Source organism: Ensifer adhaerens, from assembly GCF_028993555.1.
Lineage (GTDB): Bacteria > Pseudomonadota > Alphaproteobacteria > Rhizobiales > Rhizobiaceae > Ensifer > Ensifer adhaerens_I.
Genome location: NZ_CP118611.1, coordinates 2259655 through 2276775 on the forward strand (window position 1 = coordinate 2259655; position 17121 = coordinate 2276775).

Here is a 17121-nt window from a genome sequence, read left to right on the forward strand (position 1 = left end):
GCCACGATAGCCGATCGGCTAGTGACCTCCCCGAACGGACGTAGCCGAATTGCAGGCTCACCTTTTGCCGCAACCGCCTTCAAAATAGTTCGCGATGCGCGCTCGCACACGTCGCATGATCGTGCTGCGAGGGATCGAGCCCATGGGAGTGATGGCGATGGCGGAAACTCGTCTTTTGTCGGAAGAGGCACCGAACGCGAACTCCAATCAGAGCACGGTTGCCGGCGGACATCTCGCGCTGGTCCCGACGTGGCTTCCACTCGACATAGCGCCGGCGCAGAATTCCGCCGGAAGCGGCGGGGATGGAACAAGCCTGGGTACGATCGGCAGCAACACGCTGGCGATGTTCATGCCATCGAACACCGCAATCGCCGGCTCGCATACGGATGCCGATGCGCACCAGGGCAACACCGCTCTGATGAACCAGCACGTCACCGAGATGGCGGGCATCGGCGGTGAAGGCGGGAATGGTAATGTTGCCGGTGGCCATGGCGGCGGCAGCGTGTCCGGCGGTGGCGGCGATGGCACCTTTTTCGGCGGCCTCGTCAGCACCGACACCGCGGTGTTTGCGCCTTTGAACCTGGCTGTCGCGGCGGGTCCGGGCTCGACCTCCACGGCCGGACAAACAAACAATGCCGCCTTCCTTCAGGGTGCCACCCAGATCGGCGGTGTTGGCGGCTCCGGCGGGGATCATAACGTTGCCGGCAATACCGCGCCGGCCCAGCAGCAGGGCGCGACGTTCATTTTCAATGGCGATGCCTATGCGGGCCATGGTGGTGACGGCACCTTCATCGGCAGCATGGTCGACGTCAACGTCGCCGTGTTCTCACCGATCAACATTGCTGTCGGCGCCGCCGGCGGCGATGCCCACGCCGCGCAGACGAATAACGTGATCTTCGACCAGGGCGGCGTGCAGATCGCCGGCGTCGGCGGCAAGGGTGGCGGCTTCAACCTCTCCTCGGACACGATCTTCACCGGAAGCGGGGTCGCCGGCGGCGGCGGTGACGGCTATTCGAACGGCAGCGCCGTCGACGTCAATATCGGCTACTTCCACCCGATCAACATCGCCGTGCCCGCAGGCGGCACCGCCGAGGCGGACCAACTCAACCACCTGCTCGTCGACCAGCATACGCTGCAGATCGGCGGCATCGGGGGAGCTGGCGGCGAAGGCAACATCGCCGAGACCAATGCCGCGCTGATCGACGACATCCTGCACGGCTGACCCGCAGCGTTCCGGATCGAACCCGGCAAATGCCCTGACGCCGCGGAGACGTGACGTTGCGCACCCATCACCCACGATCAACAATCCATTGAAACCGCGCTCCGCCGGAGCGCCTGCCGCCGGCCGAAGCCTGACGCGCTGGCAGACCCTACCCAAAGGAACGTCTCCGAATGTCCGGCTGGTTCGCCCCGGTGATCACGCGCACCATTAGCTTTGCGCTGACCCCCCGCTGCGGCGGTATGCTGTGGCATCGAACCGTCCAAGACTACGGGGCAACAAGTAGAGGAGCGACGCTATGCCTATTACCTTCGCGACATCAGACACGATTAACCTGACCAATCCCATTGCGGGCGACGCGAATGCAGGTAACGGTGGCGACGGCACCAACAACGGCGATATCAACTTCAATCCCACTGTCACCGTAGCGCCGACGCAGACCGTCATCGGGTCAATCCCCACTGTCGACAACGGCGATGACGTCGGTCAGGGTGCGGCCTGGGGAACCGGCAGCGCTGACGGCGGCGGCCTCATCCAGGTACCGATTGCCGTCCTTGCTTCGCTTACCAACAGCGGTGCTGGCGGCGCCGGCGGCAATCCGACCTCCAGTGGCGATCAAACCAGCACGAGCGGCGGCAACACCGCAGGCGTAGACGCGAGCACCACTGGTACGCAGACGACAACGTTGCTCGCCGACCAAGGTGCGACGATCATCGCGGGCATGGGCGGAGCTGGCGGCAGCGGCAATGCGGCCCTCGGTGGCGATATTTCCGCCGCGCTGGTTCATTCGAACCCGGTCGCGGAAACCACCACGACGACCACCACCACGGCGGTCTCGACTGTTCTCGACAATTTCGACAACAGCTTCGGCGGCAACATCAGCGACATCGGTATCTGAGTCGCTCGACAAGGATCGCCGGCCTGGCCGGCGATCCTCCTTTCACCTGTGTCGCGGCGCATAATAGACGCTCCGCAACTGTTGAGTTGCATTTGGCCACGGATCGAGCCCGAGCGAAGGAAGCCTGAAACAACCAAGCCGACCGCATCAGCATCGATCATGCCGACCCGATCGAGATCCGATAATGACGACGAATCCGGCAGGGGCGCAGCATTCTCCAACCCACCTGGTCCTGGCACTCAAGGCCTGCACGGGGGCGTTCCTGCTGGTCTTTCTCTACAGCTGCGCCTACAACCTGTTCCTGCTCGCTCCCTCCATCTACCTGCTGCAGATTTACGATCGCGTCCTGTCGAGCCGCAGCGCCGACACGCTGCTCATGCTGACACTCATCATCGCGGCGGCGGTGTTGGTCGGCTCGATCCTGGATATCGTCCGGCGCGCCGCGTTGTCGCGGATCGGCAGTTGGCTCGATCACCGCTTGCGGCCGGTGGTGCTGACGGCATGCTTCGAGTACGGCGCCCGCGCGGAAACGGGCCTCGCCAACGACTGCTATCGGGACCTGTCGATCCTGCGCCAGTTCCTCGACGCCCCGGCCAGCTCGCTGCTTTTCGACATTCCGTGGGCGCCGATCTTCCTTCTGCTGCTGTTCCTGGTCCATCCGTTGCTCGGAACCATCGGGCTATTCACCGCGCTCGCCTTGCTGCTGCTCGCCATCGTGACGGAATTCTCGACCCGGCAGCCGTTGATGAATGCGAACCTGGCGCTCTCCCGCAGCCACATGCGTTTCGCGACGGCGTTGCGCTACATCCAGGTCATCCGCGCGATGAACATGCAGAACGGCGCCGCCCAGCTCGTCTATCGCGACGCGGAGACCGCACGGCAAGCGCAAGACGATGCGATGAGACGCACCGAGACCATTCTCGGGCTCTCGAAATCCGTGCGCATGCTGGCGCAGATCCTGATGATGGGGTCCGCAGCCTGGCTCGTCCTGGAGGAAAGCGGAAACCCCGGCATCATCTTCGTCTCCAGCCTGCTTCTTGGTCGCGGACTTGCGCCGCTCGAAGGCGCGATCGGCGCCTGGCGCGCCGTTGCCTTCGCCTATGCCGCGTTCAATCGCATCAACAAGATGCTGATCTCGATCGCGTCGCAGGACAGCGCGCGCACGATACCGATGCCCGAAGCGGGCGGCCTGGTGCTCGACCACGTCGGCTACATGCTTCCTTCGGGCAACCGTCAGATACTGAATGCCGTTACCCTGCGGCTGGCGCCGGGCGACTGTCTTGCGCTGATCGGCCCATCCGGTTCCGGAAAGTCGACGCTTGGCCGCATCGTTGCGGGCATACAGCCGACGACTGTCGGCAGCGCCCTTCTCGGTGGCGTCGATATCTCCGCCCTTCGGCTCGGCGGCGGCACGCATCATATCGGTTACCTCCCGCAGGACATCGAGCTTTTCGGTGGCGCGGTGAAGGACGTCGTCGGACGGCTGGAAGGAACCGACGTCGGCAAGGTGATCGAAGCGGCAAAGCTTGTCGGGCTGCACGATGCGATCATGCAGCTGCCGCAGGGCTACGAGACGGATATCGGCGATGGCGGCGCGACCCTGCTTCGGGCTCAACGCCAACAGGTGGGCCTGGCGCGCGCCGTTTATGGCAATCCCGCACTCGTCGTGCTCGACGATCCCAACTCCAGTCTGGATTATGAAGGCGAACGCCGATTGTTTGCAGCAATCGCCCGCATGCGGGCCATGGGGATGATGATCATCATCATCACGCACCGCATGGGTATTCTGCCGGCGACCAACAAGATCGCGATCATGCGCAATGGCACGATCGAAGCCTTCGGCGACAGCGACTGGGTCTTCGACACCTATCTGCAGCCACCGGCCCGAGCGGGCACGTGAGGAGGGAGGCGCGAGGAAGATGGAGCTCATCAAATCCGACCCGGCCCGCCGCGGACCTGAAATCGAAGGCTATGCCTGCGACGCCAAGGGCTTGGCCGGCACCCAGCCATCCACGTCGGTCACCAACCGCTTTCCGGTGACCCTTGCCGAAGCCTCGCCGATGTCGCGGCTGCGGCATGTGGCCTGGACCGGAAACCTGCTGATCGGCGTCTTCGTCGTTGGTTTGGGGATCTGGTCGGTTCTCGCCCCGCTCAGTAGCGCCGCGATTGCGTCCGGCGTCGTCGAGACCGAGGCGAACCGCAAGACGATCCAGCATCTCGAAGGCGGAATAGTGAGGCGGATCCTCGTGCGCAACGGCGATGCCGTGTCCGCCGGCCAGGTACTGATCAAGCTCGACGATACGAAGCCGCGTTCGGAACGGGACAGCCTGCGCGGGCAACTCTGGGATGCCGAGGCACGACAGGCGCGGCTCACCGCCGAACAGGAAGGGGCGGGCCACGTCGCCTTTCCCGCGGATCTCGTCGAGCAAGCCGGCAACTACCGCGTAATTCATGACATTCTCGACGGCCAGCAGAACATATTCGATGCACGGCGCCAGGTGATGCAGTCCGAAATCGTGATCACGCAGCAGAAGATCAAGGAAGTGCTGGAGGAAGTTGCCGGGCTCAGCGCCCAGAAGGCGTCGCTGATCGAGAGGAGCGCGATCTCACGCCAGGAGCTCGAGACGGTTTCCGCGCTCACCGAGAAGGGTCTCGAACGGAAGAGCCGGGCTCTCATCCTGGCACGCGAAAAGGCAGACATCCGCGGTCAGATCGGTGAAGTCTCCGCACGCATATCCCGCGCCCACCAGGTCATCAGCGAATCGCAGTCCTACATCGTGAAGCTGCGCAGCGACCGTCTGAACGAAGTGGCGCTCACGCTGCGGGACACAGAAAACCAGCTGGCGCAACTGCGTGAGCGTTTGAACGCCATCGATGATCAATTGGCGAGAACCGAGATCCGGGCGCCCGACGACGGGGTGATCATGGACCTGCGTGTCCATACGACAGGCGGCGTCATCGGCGCCGGCGAACCTCTGGCCGAACTCGTGCCGGACGCCGGCGCACTGGTTGTGGCAGCGCGGGTGAAGCCGGAAGACATCGCCCAGGTCCATGCCGGTCTCGAGGCTCAGGTTCATCTCATTCCTTACAACCAGCGACGGGTTCCGCTGTTGAAGGGCACGGTCGCCTATGTGTCCGCCGATCATCTGGTCGACCGGCTAACCGGCCACACCTACTACGCGGCGACGATCCGCGTTACCGACGAGCGACTGGGCCAGATGCCGGGCGTGGAGATGGTGCCGGGCATGCCCGTGAGGGCCATGATAGAGACCGGTACGAGCAGCGTGGCGCTTTACGCGTTGCGCCCATTGATTGACAGTTTCAACACCGCATTTCGCGAGAACTGAGGCATGCCACGCGGAACGCCGTCGGCGCACCATTTGGGCTCTGGTTTCCGGCCTCGCGATCACATGTGCCAGTCGGTTCCCCGAAGGAAAGCCGCGATGGGCAAACGCAAGTTCAATGATGATGAAGTCCTGGAGATTCTGAAGGAGCATCAGTACGGTGCGACCGTCGCCGATGTCTGCCATCGGCATGGCATCAGCCAGCCGACTTTCTATCGCTGGCAATCACTGCAAAGCAGGGGCCCCAACTTCGATGCCGAGCGCGTAAAGGCGCTGGAAGTGGAAAATCAGAAGCTGAAGAGGCTGCTGGCCGAGGCCATGCTGACGGCGGCCACCCTCAGCGAGATGCTCGAAAAGACATCACGCTGACGACGCTGCTGCCGTTGGTGGCGGCGCCCTGACCATTGCCCGCGGTTCCCCGGTCAGCAAGCAAGGCGACGACCTCGGTGCGGTTCTGCACCTGCAATTTGCGCATGATGTGCTGCAGATGCATTTTCACCGTATGGTCGGAAAGATTGAGCTTTCCGGCGATCACCTTGTTCGAAGAGCCGCAGCGCAATTCTGCGAGCACATCCGCTTCGCGCGGCGTGAAGTCGGCGAGCGCAAACTCGCTTCGATAGGCGCTGATCTGCACCCTTTCGCTATGACGGGCGGCGGCGGCACAATCGGTGAGCGCGGCAAGCGGGTCGGGACAGAAGACACCACCGGCAAGGACCAGCCGCAGACCGGCAAGCGCCAGCTCGATCCGCAAGGAGGTCGTGAAGAAGCCACGAACCCCAAGCTTGAGGACATCGGCAGCGGTCGTCCTGTCGTCCGTGTCCGAGAGCACGGCAACCGGCACGTCCGGAAAGCGCTTGCGGATTTCCGCGAGCTCGGCATGCAAAATGCACCCGCCGTCGTTTCGAGCGCTCAGGTCCAGCACGATTAAACGCACGTCGTAGCCGAGTGCCTGGTCCAGGCTGTCGGTCGAGACCATATCGATAAAATTCCAACCGGAGAGTTCGTATTCGAGAACGGCAACGATGACGCTGCGCACCAGCGTCTGGTGTTCTATCACGATCCCGGTCGGCGTACGGTCCTTGCGGCACGGCGTTCCTGAACTGATGGACATGCGTCACCCCCAGGATTCGTTTGCAACAAGTTAGCGGCGCCTAAAATATTGCCGTTCTGATAGTCTGTCATGAGAAAATCAGAATTAATCCGATCGGGCAGCATCAGTATATTATTGAAAAAGCTATATATTTCTCAAAACACCAGTGCAGGCTGTAACATATATTGAGTAGCGAGCCTGAGAACCTCTCGGAAAGAGGGTGGCAAGACGCAATCATCGGTCGGCGGGAGCGCCACACCACACGCGTTCAGCGTACCAATTGCCTCAGCGAAGGCGGTTTGAGTGCCCAGTTAACCTGGCGCTTGCCGATGTGATTAGAAACCGAAGGACTGTTGCTTGGGTTCGGGCGGTAGCCCCAGATGCACACCTTCCAGTTCCAGCATGCGGGTCTTGGTGGTGGAACCGCCAGGCGCCGAGAACCCACCGATCTTGCCGCCGGCGGCAAGTACCCGGTGACAGGGGATGATCAGGGACACCGGGTTCTTGGCCATCGCCTGGCCGACGTCGCGCGCGGCTTCCGGGCCTGCACCCAGTTCCTTTGCCAGCGCGCCATATGTCGTCGTCTGCCCCCAGCGCAACTGGCGGGTCGCGGCATAGATGCGCCGGAAAAGCTCGTCCTGCCCGTCCAGATCGACCGCAAATCCAGTGAAATCAACCTCCTTGCCATCGAAGTAGCATTGGACGGCTTGCACCGCTTCGCGAATTTCGGTCGTCGCGTGGCAAGGATCGGCAGACGGCAGACGCTTCAGCAAGAGCCGCTCGGTTGCCTCAGCCGCGCGGGTCGGCAGTTGGAAGCGCGTGATGCCAACATCGTTCCAGGCGATGCCGCAAAACCCGGCCGCGGTCTCGAAGATGAAATAGCGATGTCCTGCCTGGCCCATCTGTCCAGCCTCCCTGCGTCCCTGCCATCAAAATCGTGCCGGAGAGCTCCAAATTCAACCCGTTTCCTGCCCCTTGGCCGCTGCTTGGTTACAGGGATAGGTCGGTACGGGCGCATCTTCGGGATGCGCAGCCATTTGCGAAAGCTTTACGGTTGTCGGGCAAGGTCCGCCCGAACATCAGGAGACGACGGTGGACATCCTGCATACTCCGACGATCATGCTCAGTTCGTTCGCGACGCTGGTGATCTTCGCCGTTTTCTTCGGCCTCGCCTGGCGGCAGGAGCGCAAGAGTCTCGAACTGCTTCTGTGGTCCTTGGCCTTTTCCGTCGGCGCGATGGGCTTCGTCCTGCTGACGCTGCGCGGCGACGGCTACGACTTCGTCACCATTTCGCTCGGCAACGCGCTCGCGGTGCTGGCCCTCGCGATGATCTGGCTCGGCCTGCGCGCCTTCGACAACCAGCCGCTGAAGATCGTCTCTGCCCTCCTCGGCCCGATCCTCTGGATCGCTGTGACTTACTTCTCGGATTTCGTCCGCGAAAGCGTCACCAGCAGGATCGTTCTCTACTCGGTCCTGATCTTCGCCTACTCGGCCTTGATTGCGCTTGAGATCTTCCGATCGGAGAATTTCCGCAGGCTGCCGAGTTCCTACATCGTCGCCTTCGTTTTTGCCACGCATGGCGTGCTTTACCTCGCCCGCATTCCGCTGATCGTGCTATGGCCGCTCGCCGGCAATACGGCGGCGGGAACGGCACAGCCGCTCTGGTATCAGTTCCTGACCTTCGAGCTGTTTCTTCACAGCCTCGCCGGCGGTTTCGCCTTCTTCGCCCTGGTGAAGGAGCGGACGCAACAGCGCTACAAGCTCGCCTCCGAAACTGATGCGTTGACGGGCGTTCCGAACCGTCGCGCATTCCTCACGCGGCTTGACGCCCATCTCGCCGCGGGTTCGGTGACAGGGGCGCTGCTCTATCTCGACATCGACCACTTCAAGGCCATCAACGATCGCTTTGGGCATGCGGCCGGAGACCAGGTGCTGGTCGAGTTTGCCGAGATCGTCTCCAGGGCTGTGCCCGCTGGCGCTTTCGTCGCACGGATCGGCGGAGAGGAATTCTCTGCCTGCCTGCCGCACGCGGACCGTCCAAGCGCGATCGCCATCGCCGAAACTATCCGCGCCTCGCTCGAAGGGCGCCGGCTTGGCACGGCCAAGGGCGTGCTGTCTGCGACCGTCAGCATCGGCGTCGCTTTCATCGATGGCTATGAGGATTCACACGCGCTCATTTCGGCGGCCGATGCAGCGCTCTATGCGGCGAAAACAGCCGGCCGAAACGCCGTGTGGTCGATAGAGACAACCGGTGCACCTCGGTTCGCCGCCGGGACTACCGGCGGCGACATGCCAGCAGCGGCGCTGTTTTCGCTGAAATCCTCAAGGGGTGGCTCTGCGCCAAGGTCGCCGAACGCCTCCTGATTTTCAGCGTCGTCGGTAACCGCACATAAGGACGAGACCGGCCGGCGCGGTTCGACACTGTTTACACAGCGAAAAAATAGGGATATTTTTTATCCTTAATAGATGCACAGTGGCATCCGCCGGGCGAAGACATGATCCTCAAAAGCCAAGTCGAATGGGCGTTGCACTGTTGTGCCATACTCGCCGGCCTGCCTGAAGGCCGGTACCTCTCAACCAAGGCGCTGGCGGAGTTCCATGGGCTTCCCAAGGAGTATCTGTCGAAGGCGCTGCAGAGCCTTTCGCAGGCAGGGCTCGTCCACACGACCCTCGGTCCATCTGGCGGATACCGGCTGGCAAAGGCGCCGGCCGAGCTGACGTTTCTCGATATCGTCGAAGCGGTCGAAGGCAAATCGAGGACCTTCGTCTGCACCAACATCAGGGCCAACAATCCCTGTCGCGCACCGGGCTATTGCGAAAGCTCGCCCTGCGCGGTGGCGCGGATCATGTGGGAGGCCGACGAGGCCTGGCGCGAAAAGCTGCGCAGCGTCCGCTTGTCCGACCTGATCGAGATTCTGGCAAAGGAAATTCCCGCAGACCTGATGAAGCGTACGGTCGGCTGGGTGCTAGAACGCGCCGGATGAGCGGAGCCTGACCTCTGCATCGGTGGGCGGCGTGCAAGGTATGCCCGCGGCGGCAATGCAAGCGAAAGGCCATCGTCCCGACCTTGGTCGTGGACGCGTGCAATCATCTCGTTACGGGCGGGTGTCCTCTCTGCCGGACGATCGCGACCCTGCTACGAGATCACGATGCCCGTGATCCCGAGTAGATTGGCCAGAACGAAGGGCAGCGGCAGCTGGTCGGCGATCATCGCAGGCTCCAACAGTGGGCCTGGCAACAGGACCGGGTGCGCGCAGGCACCCGGTCCTGTCTCGGCAACTACTTCATGGGATAAGTCAGTTCCTTTTGGGCGGTGTCGACGACAAAGACCGCCAGCAGCTTGGCAGGTTTCGTCTTGCTGCCGTTCGCACTGACACCGTGTCGGTCGCCTGGCATCTCGGAGAAATTCTCGCCGGCCTTGTATTCCTTCACTGGACCATCATTGACCTGGCTGAGGATCGAGCCTTCGAGCACCGTTGCGTAGATGAACGCCGTGCTTGGATGCGTGTGGGCTTCCGAGGAGCCGCCCGGTCCGTATTCCACCAGTACGCCCTTGATGCTCTTGCCGGGAACATTCGGCAGTTCGTGCTGGTAGACGAGCGTGACCTTGGAGGTTTCGCCGGCTGCAGCCGTACCGAACAGAGTTGCTGCTACCGCAAGCGCAGACAGTGTGGGCTTGATCATTGCTGTAATCCTTTCGAGAGCTGGGCGATGCATGTGCATCGCTGTTCACTTGCGAGGAGCCGTGGCGAACCACTGCTCGAACGTGATCCGGCCGAGACGCGGGTTGTTGTCGGAGACGAGCGACCCATCCTCCAGGAGGGCGCCGAAGTAGCGCGCCTCCCGATCGGGTTCGACCTTGCGATTGTCACCGCTGGCCTTGAGATAGCGGGCGACGAGGTCACTGAGGCGCGAGCGCTCCGGACCTGCAATCTCGATCGTGCCGTTGACCGGAGCGGCAAGGGCGACCACGGCCATGGCGTCGGCGACGTCATCGGACGCAATCGGCTGCACATAGGCCGGCGAGAGGTGCACGGTGTCACCAACAGTCCCGGACTGGGCGATGCCGCCCAGGAACTCCATGAACTGGGTCGAATGCACGATCGTATAGGGAATGCCGCCGGCCTTGATCAGCTTTTCCTGCGCGAGCTTGCCGCGGAAGTAACCGCTTTCCTGCAGTCGTTCGGTCCCGACCACCGAGAGAGCAATATGATGTCCGACGCCGGCAGCCTTTTCCGCCGCAAGCAGGTTGCGGCCGGAGACCTCGAAGAACTCGAGCACCGCCTTGTCCTCGAAGGAGGGCGAGTTGGCGAGGTCGATAACGACCTCGCAACCGGAAAGTGCCTCGGCGAGCCCTTCGCCGGTGATGGTGTTCACGCCGGTATTGGGAGAGGCGGCGACCACGTCATGGCCCTGCTTGCGCAGGCGTTCGACCGTCTTGGAGCCGATCAGGCCCGTTCCGCCGATGATGACGATTTTCATGGGATCTCCAATCGCTGCGGCGGTTCCGCCGCGTTGCTCGATCACTCTGGAACCGGAGTTAGTTCAGTCCGGCCTTGTCCAAACCATAGAGTTTGTCGGCCGAACCGGGCACGTTCTTGAAGGCGACGCTGATACGGTTCCAGGCGTTGATGACGGAGATGGCGAAGGTCAGGTCGGAGATTTCCTTCTCCGAAAGCTGGCCGCGCACGCGCTCGTAGAGTTCGTCCGGGATGCCGCCTTCGGGCAGCTTCGTAACCGCCTCGGTCCAGGCGAGTGCCGCGCGTTCCCGCGGGATGAAGAGGTTCGATTCACGCCAGATCGCGACGTGGTAGAGGCGCAATTCGCTCTCGCCGTGGATCTTCGCTTCTTTCACATGCATGTCGAGGCAGAAGGCGCAGCCGTTGATCTGCGAGGCCCGAATGTTCACGAGATCCCGGATCTTCTGCTCGATGACGCCGTCCTTCAGGCTGAAGCTGAGGTCGGAGAGCTTCTTCACGAATTCGGGTGACTGCTGGGCGTAGTTGAGACGCTGTGTCATGGTCTTGCTCCTTTATTAAGGACAATTGATATCCTTATGGATACAAGATATCCTTAATTGCTGGACAGTAAAGCCCGACAGGCATAAACTCTGCGCATAAGGCTTATGTCGAAACGTTTGGGGGAAGTCGGATGGACATCGTCTCTGCGCTCAGAACCTTCCTGCGCGTGGCAGAGACGGGCTCGTTCTCCGCTGCAGCCGTCGATCTCGGCCTGACGCAGCCGGCAGTCTCCCGACAGGTGTCAGCGTTGGAGGAGCACCTGAACACGCGCCTTCTCCATCGAACGACAAATGCGCTGGCGCTGACCGCCGAGGGCGAGCACATGATCCCGATGGCGCTCAAGGTGGTCGAAGCGGTCGATGCACTTAACGAGGCTTCCGGCGGTGAGACCGCCTTGGCGACGGGCCGCGTGCGGCTCACTCTGCCCGCACCTCTCGGTCTCTATTTGATCGATCGGCTCGCCGCCTTTCTCAGGCGTCATCCCGGCCTGTCGGTCGAGTTGATCTTCCGCGAAGATCCGTCGGACATCGTCGGCGAAGGTATCGATCTCGAAGTGCGCCTCGGCCCGGTGTCGGACAGCAGCCTGATGTGCCGGCGCATCGGCTGGACGACCGCCTTTCTCGTTGCCGCACCGAGCTACCTTGAACACCGGGGCGCGCCCAGGACACCCGACGATATCAGCGGCCACGAATGTATCTGTTACAGTCGCGCTGGTGACGGACGCTCCTGGACCTTTTCCGATGGTTCCGACGACATCTTCGTGCGCATTGCGCCGCGTCTTGTCGCCAACAACGCTGTGGCGGTGCACCGCGCGGTGCTTGCGGGAAGCGGTTTGGCGATCCTGTCGCACATCCTTGCCTGCCCCGATATCGAGGCGGGGAAGCTGGTGGATGTGATGCCGGATTTTCCCCCGGCACGGCTGCCGATCAGCGTCGTCTATCCCTCGCGCCGAAACATGCCGATGCGCGTCCGTACCGTTCTCGATTTCCTTGTCGAAGCCGTGAAGGAAGATCCGTTGATGGCGTCCGTCGCCTGACCATCGCACGCGGCATTTATCGTTGATCGGCCGAGGCGCGCAGCGGCAGGCCACTGAAGGCTTTGATCTCCTTCAGTACAAAGGTCGTCTGCATCTCCTTGATACAAGGCAGCCGCCTGACGACCTTCATCGCGAAATCCGAATACGAGTCGAGGTCGGCCGAGACGACCTGGAGCAGGAAGTCCGCGTCACCGGCTATGCTGTAGCAGGCGACGACGCTGTCGAGCTTCATCACTTCGTCGGCGAAAGCATCGGCTTCCGCCTCCGTGTGGCTGTCGATCTTCACCCGGATAAAGGCGAGCACTCCCAAACCGATCTCCCGCCGGTTCAGGACGGCCATGTAGCCCTGGATGACACCGTCGTCCTCAAGCTGGCGCACGCGCCGCCAGCAGGGCGAGGTCGACATGCCGACCTCCTCCGAAAGCGCCTGATTGCTCAGGCGCCCGTCATTCTGCAGCGCGTTCAAAATCTTCACATCGGCGGGCGTCAAGATCACGGGCACATTCTACCCCATATTTGGCCATGCTGGGTAGAATCTACCCCAAGAGCAGAGTTCACCGCAATATCCGAAAGAACCTACCCTGGCGCTCGGGCTATTCTCTTCATTGAGAAACTCAGAAGGAAATGACCATCGTGCTTCAGGACATCCGCCTCGCCATCATCGTCAATCCGGACCTGCCACCGGGCCATCTCGCCAACACCATCGCCGCGATTTCCATCGGCATAGGCTCGGCGATGCCCGACCTTGGCAACTGCAGACTGACGGACAGCAGGCAGAATACGATCGACATCAGTTCCAACCGGCCAGTCCCGATCCTCCAGGCAGACAGCCGAACGATCGGCGCACTGCTTCTAAAGGCTCTGCCGAAAGAGGAAGACCGCATCGTCGTGCCCTTTCCGGCTTTCGCGCGCTCGCTGCACAGCTATGCGGACTACGAAGCACAGTTCCCGGAGCGTGATCTGTCAGACGAAACGATCGACGGTGTCGGACTTGCCGGCGCCGCCAAATGGGTGAAGTCGCTGACGGGATCTCTGAGACTGTTGCGGTGACGCAAAGGTGAGACAGCGCGACGCTGAACCATTATGTATATTTTTTTCACATCACTCCAGACACACACGGAAAGGTGGCGGCACATTCGCAACACCTCCCACCTTTCGATCTGAAATTGCTGCATTTGCCAGTCCGGCGCGCTTTCCAAGCTTGACGGCACTTGTCGCACGCGCCAAGCTTTGAAAACGATTTTCAGAATATCAGAATTGCTTCATGGACCGCATCGGCTCGACGGCACCGCCGCTGCCGCAGCCGGTGCGCGCAACACGATACCGATCGAGGGACAATGCGCATGACCCGTCAACGGCTCATCATGCTGATCTTCTTTCTTCAGCCGATCGCTTTCGGAGCATGGCTGCCGCGCATTCCCGATGTGCAGCAAAGGCTCGGCCTCGGCCCGGCGGAGTTGGCGATCGCATTGCTCGGCATGCCCGTCGGCATTTTGCTGATGCTGCCCTTTGCCGGACGCCTTGTTGCCCGGATCGGCGGCCGTGCCACCATCCTCTACGGTTTCGTCGTGTTTCTGGCACTCGTCTGGCTGCCGACATGGGCCTCGAGCATCGAGGCGCTCTTCGTGACGCTTGCCATCGTCGGCGCGGCCCTGACGACACTTGAGCTCGGCCTCAATGTCGAGGCCGACGCGATCGAGAAGCATTCCGGACAGTTGATCATGAGCACCTGTCACGGTTTCTGGAGCCTCGGGATCATGGCCGGCAGCCTGATCGGCGTCGGTTTCGCCGCTCTCCATGTGGCGCCGGAATGGGCGATACCGATGGCTGCCGCAGTCATGCTGCCGATCAGCGTCTTCTTCGCCAGGAAGCTGCCGCTGCTGCAATCCGCTGAGGCAAAGGGCGGGGACGCCGCCCCGTCCAGGGGCAAGCTCCCGAGCCTTGCGCTGCTCGGCGTCTGCTTCTTCGTCTTCGGCATCACCATGACCGAGGGTGCCGTGGCCGACTGGTCGGCCGTTTTCCTGCGCGACGTCTTCGGTCTCTCCAGCGCCAGCGCTGGATTCGGCTACTCGATTTTCGCCTTCATGGTGGCAGCCGGCCGCTTCGCCGGCGACCGCTTGAAGGCAAGCTACGGGCCGGTCACGGTTGCGCGCGCCTGCGGCATCGCCAGCATTGCCGGCTTGCTTCTGGTGGTCGTCAGCCCCGCGGCCTGGGCCGCACTGCTCGGCTTTGCCGCCATGGGCTTCGGGGTGTCTGTCGGCTTCCCGCTCGCCGTCACTGCGGCCGCCGACCAGAAGGACAGGCCGGCCGCAGCCAGCGTCGCCATTCTCTCCTTCATCGCGCTCCTCGGCTTCCTGCTCGGTCCGCCGCTGATCGGCCTGATCGCCGAACACAGCGACATGCGCTTCGGCCTCGCCGTGCTCGTACCCTTCCTCGCCGTCAGCCTGCTTTTGACCGGCCGTTTGAAGCCGGCCACCCGCGCGAGCGCGCAAGACGCCCAGCAAGCAGCGAGCCGCGCGTAACAGCCATGCGATGTGCAATACAAAGCCCCGGCCGATTTTGGCCGGGGCTTTGTCGTTCATCGACAGACGTGACTTACTTGCGCGCCGCCATGGTGTTGTAGCTGGTGATGAGGTTGCGGTAGTCGGGAATATGGTTCGAGAACAGCGTGCCGAGCCCCTCGATGTCGTTGCGCCAATCCCGGTGCAATTCGCAGGCAACGCCGAACCAGGTCATGAGCTGAACGCCGGCGGCGGTCATGCGCGACAAGGCCGAATCGCGGGTCACCTCGTTGAAGGTGCCGGAGGCATCGGTAACCACGAAGACTTCAAACCCTTCTTCGATCGCCGAGAGCGCCGGAAAAGCCACGCAGACTTCGGTCACCACGCCGGCGATCAACAGTTGCTTCTTGCCGGTGGCCTTCACCGCCTTGACGAAGTCCTCGTTGTCCCAGGCATTGATCTGCCCCGGACGGGGAATGAAGGGCGCATTGGGAAACAGGTCCTTCAACTCCGGCACCAGCGGGCCGTTCGGACCATCTTCAAAGCTCGTCGTCAGGATCGTCGGCAGCTTGAAGTACTTGGCGAGGTCGCCGAGTGCGAGCACGTTGTTCTTGAATTTGTCCGGATCGAAATCGCGTACCAACGACAGCAGGCCGGTCTGATGGTCGACGAGCAGGACGGCAACATCATCCTTGTTGAGACGTACGTAGGGCTTGGTCATCGGAAGTCCTTTCCTTCGGTTGGGTTCCATCACCGCCGGCAGCGCCTTTATTGCCGCCTGATCCGCCGTGATTGAGCGTAGGCTACGACAGGACCACCAACGCAAAAAGATTGTGGAATTCGACGCAGAGTCCTATCAATAGAACGATGCAGGACCTGAACGACCTCTATTATTTCGTACAAGTCGTGGAGCATGGTGGCTTTGCGGCAGCGGCACGGGCGACGGGAACGCAAAAGTCCCGCTTGAGCCGGCGCATCGCGATGCTGGAGGACCGGATCGGCGTGCGGCTGATCCAGCGTTCGCCGCGCCGGTTCTTCGTCACCGATGTCGGCCGCGAATACTACCAGCGCTGCGTCGCCGTGCTGATCGAGGCCGAAGCGGCCGATGCCTTCATCGCGCAGCACCAGGGAGAACCTCAGGGAACCATCCGGGTGAGCTGCCCGACGGCGCTGATCTCGTTCCAGTTCGGCAGGCTTTTCGCACGATTCATGACCGCGCATCCGAAAATCAGTCTGCAACTCGAAAGCACCAACCGCCGGGTGGACGTGATCGCCGAAGGCTTCGACGTCTCGATCCGGGTCCGGTTCCCGCCGCTGGAGAGAAGCGAACTCGTCATGCGCAAACTAGATGACAGCTCGCAGTATCTCGTCGCCAAGCCGGGCTTCCTGGGGCAGCAGATCCAGACGCCCGAGCAACTGACAGGGCTTGCAAGCCTTGCCTGGACCTCGGCGACCCACGTTTACGAATGGCGGCTCGAAAGCACCGCGGGGGAACAGGCGGTCGTCCGGCACGAGCCGCGCTTCCTGACAGACGATATGGCGGCACTGCGCGAAGCGGTGCTCGACGGCGCCGGCATCGTGCAATTGCCGACGATGATGATCTGGAAGGACTTGGCGGCTGGAACCCTGGTGCCGGTGCTACCGCAATGGCGGCCTGCATCCGGCATCGTGCATGCTGTCTTTCCCTCAAGGCGCGGGCTTCTGCCGTCGGTTCGCACCTTCATCGACTTTCTCGCCAGGGAATGCGCTGCCGATCGCCTGACGGTCGACGAGAGCCTGGCATAGCCTACGAACAGCACCCATATGGGTAGCTAACGCGCCTTGCGGGCCCCTCTTCACCTCAGGCCGCCGACCCATGCGCAGGGCGCATAGTAGCCATTCCTTGCATCCCGCACCGCTATTCACGATCTTAATAAGGAAGCCGCGTTCGACGCCGGCTCCCTTCAGCACTTCATCACAGTCGTAGACTTTTCCCCCGGCCCCAGGCCGGCGCGGCCAATTCCGGCTTGAAC

General features: G+C 62.2%; 18 protein-coding genes. 11 read left to right on the top strand and 7 right to left on the bottom strand.

What is annotated here, in order from left to right; translation table 11 throughout:
• Positions 1-157 precede the first annotated feature (157 nt).
• The 5 genes from PWG15_RS30345 to PWG15_RS30365 all read left to right on the top strand — a co-directional run bounded on the left by PWG15_RS30345 (position 158) and on the right by PWG15_RS30365 (position 5830).
• Positions 158-1222 carry a hypothetical protein gene (locus tag PWG15_RS30345; RefSeq protein WP_275025263.1) on the top strand — a complete coding sequence of 355 codons (1065 nt, stop codon included), beginning with the start codon at positions 158-160 and terminating at the stop codon, positions 1220-1222.
• Positions 1223-1517: 295 nt separating this feature from the next.
• Positions 1518-2117 carry a PE-PGRS family protein gene (locus tag PWG15_RS30350; RefSeq protein WP_275025264.1) on the top strand — a complete coding sequence of 200 codons (600 nt, stop codon included), beginning with the start codon at positions 1518-1520 and terminating at the stop codon, positions 2115-2117.
• A 184-nt stretch (positions 2118-2301) separates the two neighbouring features.
• Positions 2302-4017: a type I secretion system permease/ATPase gene (locus PWG15_RS30355; RefSeq protein WP_275025265.1), complete on the top strand. Its 1716-nt coding sequence runs from the start codon at positions 2302-2304 to the stop codon at positions 4015-4017.
• A gap of 19 nt (positions 4018-4036) precedes the next feature.
• Complete coding sequence (locus tag PWG15_RS30360; RefSeq protein ID WP_275025266.1) at positions 4037-5464, top strand: HlyD family type I secretion periplasmic adaptor subunit; 1428 nt, start codon at positions 4037-4039, stop codon at positions 5462-5464.
• Positions 5465-5560: 96 nt separating this feature from the next.
• The gene (locus PWG15_RS30365) at positions 5561-5830 is read left to right on the top strand and encodes a transposase (protein ID WP_275025267.1); all 270 of its coding nucleotides are present in this window, start codon (positions 5561-5563) and stop codon (positions 5828-5830) included.
• On the opposite strand, the gene PWG15_RS30370 is transcribed toward PWG15_RS30365, so the two are convergent.
• The gene (locus PWG15_RS30370) at positions 5799-6572 is read right to left on the bottom strand and encodes a response regulator transcription factor (RefSeq protein WP_275025268.1); all 774 of its coding nucleotides are present in this window, start codon (positions 6570-6572) and stop codon (positions 5799-5801) included. The genes PWG15_RS30365 and PWG15_RS30370 overlap by 32 nt on opposite strands.
• A 314-nt stretch (positions 6573-6886) precedes the next feature.
• Entirely contained in the window at positions 6887-7453 is a 567-nt protein-coding gene (locus PWG15_RS30375; RefSeq protein ID WP_275025269.1) for a methylated-DNA--[protein]-cysteine S-methyltransferase, read from the bottom strand.
• A 190-nt stretch (positions 7454-7643) separates the two neighbouring features.
• Between PWG15_RS30375 and PWG15_RS30380 the strand changes: the two genes are divergently transcribed.
• Positions 7644-8915 (top strand): GGDEF domain-containing protein, encoded by a 1272-nt coding sequence (locus PWG15_RS30380; RefSeq protein WP_275025270.1) that lies wholly within the window; start codon positions 7644-7646, stop codon positions 8913-8915.
• Positions 8916-9046: 131 nt separating this feature from the next.
• Positions 9047-9535 (top strand): RrF2 family transcriptional regulator, encoded by a 489-nt coding sequence (locus tag PWG15_RS30385; RefSeq protein WP_275025271.1) that lies wholly within the window; start codon positions 9047-9049, stop codon positions 9533-9535.
• Between the two features lie 295 nt (positions 9536-9830).
• Here PWG15_RS30385 and PWG15_RS30390 read toward each other — a convergent pair whose 3' ends face one another.
• The 3 genes from PWG15_RS30390 to PWG15_RS30400 are packed head-to-tail and all read right to left on the bottom strand — an operon-like array spanning position 9831 to position 11571.
• Positions 9831-10235: a cupin domain-containing protein gene (locus PWG15_RS30390; RefSeq protein ID WP_275025272.1), complete on the bottom strand. Its 405-nt coding sequence runs from the start codon at positions 10233-10235 to the stop codon at positions 9831-9833.
• Positions 10236-10280: 45 nt separating this feature from the next.
• Positions 10281-11033: an SDR family oxidoreductase gene (locus PWG15_RS30395; protein ID WP_275025273.1), complete on the bottom strand. Its 753-nt coding sequence runs from the start codon at positions 11031-11033 to the stop codon at positions 10281-10283.
• 58 nt (positions 11034-11091) lie between these two features.
• On the bottom strand, positions 11092-11571 hold the full coding sequence (locus PWG15_RS30400; RefSeq protein WP_275025274.1) for a carboxymuconolactone decarboxylase family protein: 480 nt from the start codon (positions 11569-11571) through the stop codon (positions 11092-11094).
• A 131-nt stretch (positions 11572-11702) separates the two neighbouring features.
• On the opposite strand from PWG15_RS30400, the gene PWG15_RS30405 reads away from it, so the two are divergent.
• On the top strand, positions 11703-12608 hold the full coding sequence (locus PWG15_RS30405; protein ID WP_275025276.1) for a LysR family transcriptional regulator: 906 nt from the start codon (positions 11703-11705) through the stop codon (positions 12606-12608).
• Positions 12609-12624: 16 nt separating this feature from the next.
• Here PWG15_RS30405 and PWG15_RS30410 read toward each other — a convergent pair whose 3' ends face one another.
• Positions 12625-13110: an Lrp/AsnC family transcriptional regulator gene (locus PWG15_RS30410; protein WP_275025277.1), complete on the bottom strand. Its 486-nt coding sequence runs from the start codon at positions 13108-13110 to the stop codon at positions 12625-12627.
• A gap of 122 nt (positions 13111-13232) precedes the next feature.
• On the opposite strand from PWG15_RS30410, the gene PWG15_RS30415 reads away from it, so the two are divergent.
• Together PWG15_RS30415 and PWG15_RS30420 are read left to right on the top strand one after the other, a co-directional pair.
• On the top strand, positions 13233-13658 hold the full coding sequence (locus PWG15_RS30415; protein WP_275025278.1) for a PTH2-like family protein: 426 nt from the start codon (positions 13233-13235) through the stop codon (positions 13656-13658).
• A 293-nt stretch (positions 13659-13951) separates the two neighbouring features.
• The gene (locus PWG15_RS30420) at positions 13952-15130 is read left to right on the top strand and encodes an MFS transporter (protein WP_275025279.1); all 1179 of its coding nucleotides are present in this window, start codon (positions 13952-13954) and stop codon (positions 15128-15130) included.
• Between the two features lie 73 nt (positions 15131-15203).
• On the opposite strand, the gene ycaC is transcribed toward PWG15_RS30420, so the two are convergent.
• Positions 15204-15830: an isochorismate family cysteine hydrolase YcaC gene (gene ycaC / locus PWG15_RS30425; protein WP_275025281.1), complete on the bottom strand. Its 627-nt coding sequence runs from the start codon at positions 15828-15830 to the stop codon at positions 15204-15206.
• A 146-nt stretch (positions 15831-15976) separates the two neighbouring features.
• Between ycaC and PWG15_RS30430 the strand changes: the two genes are divergently transcribed.
• Positions 15977-16894, top strand: a complete 918-nt coding sequence (locus PWG15_RS30430) for a LysR substrate-binding domain-containing protein (protein ID WP_275025282.1) — start codon at positions 15977-15979, stop codon at positions 16892-16894.
• The last annotated feature ends 227 nt before the right edge of the window (positions 16895-17121 follow it).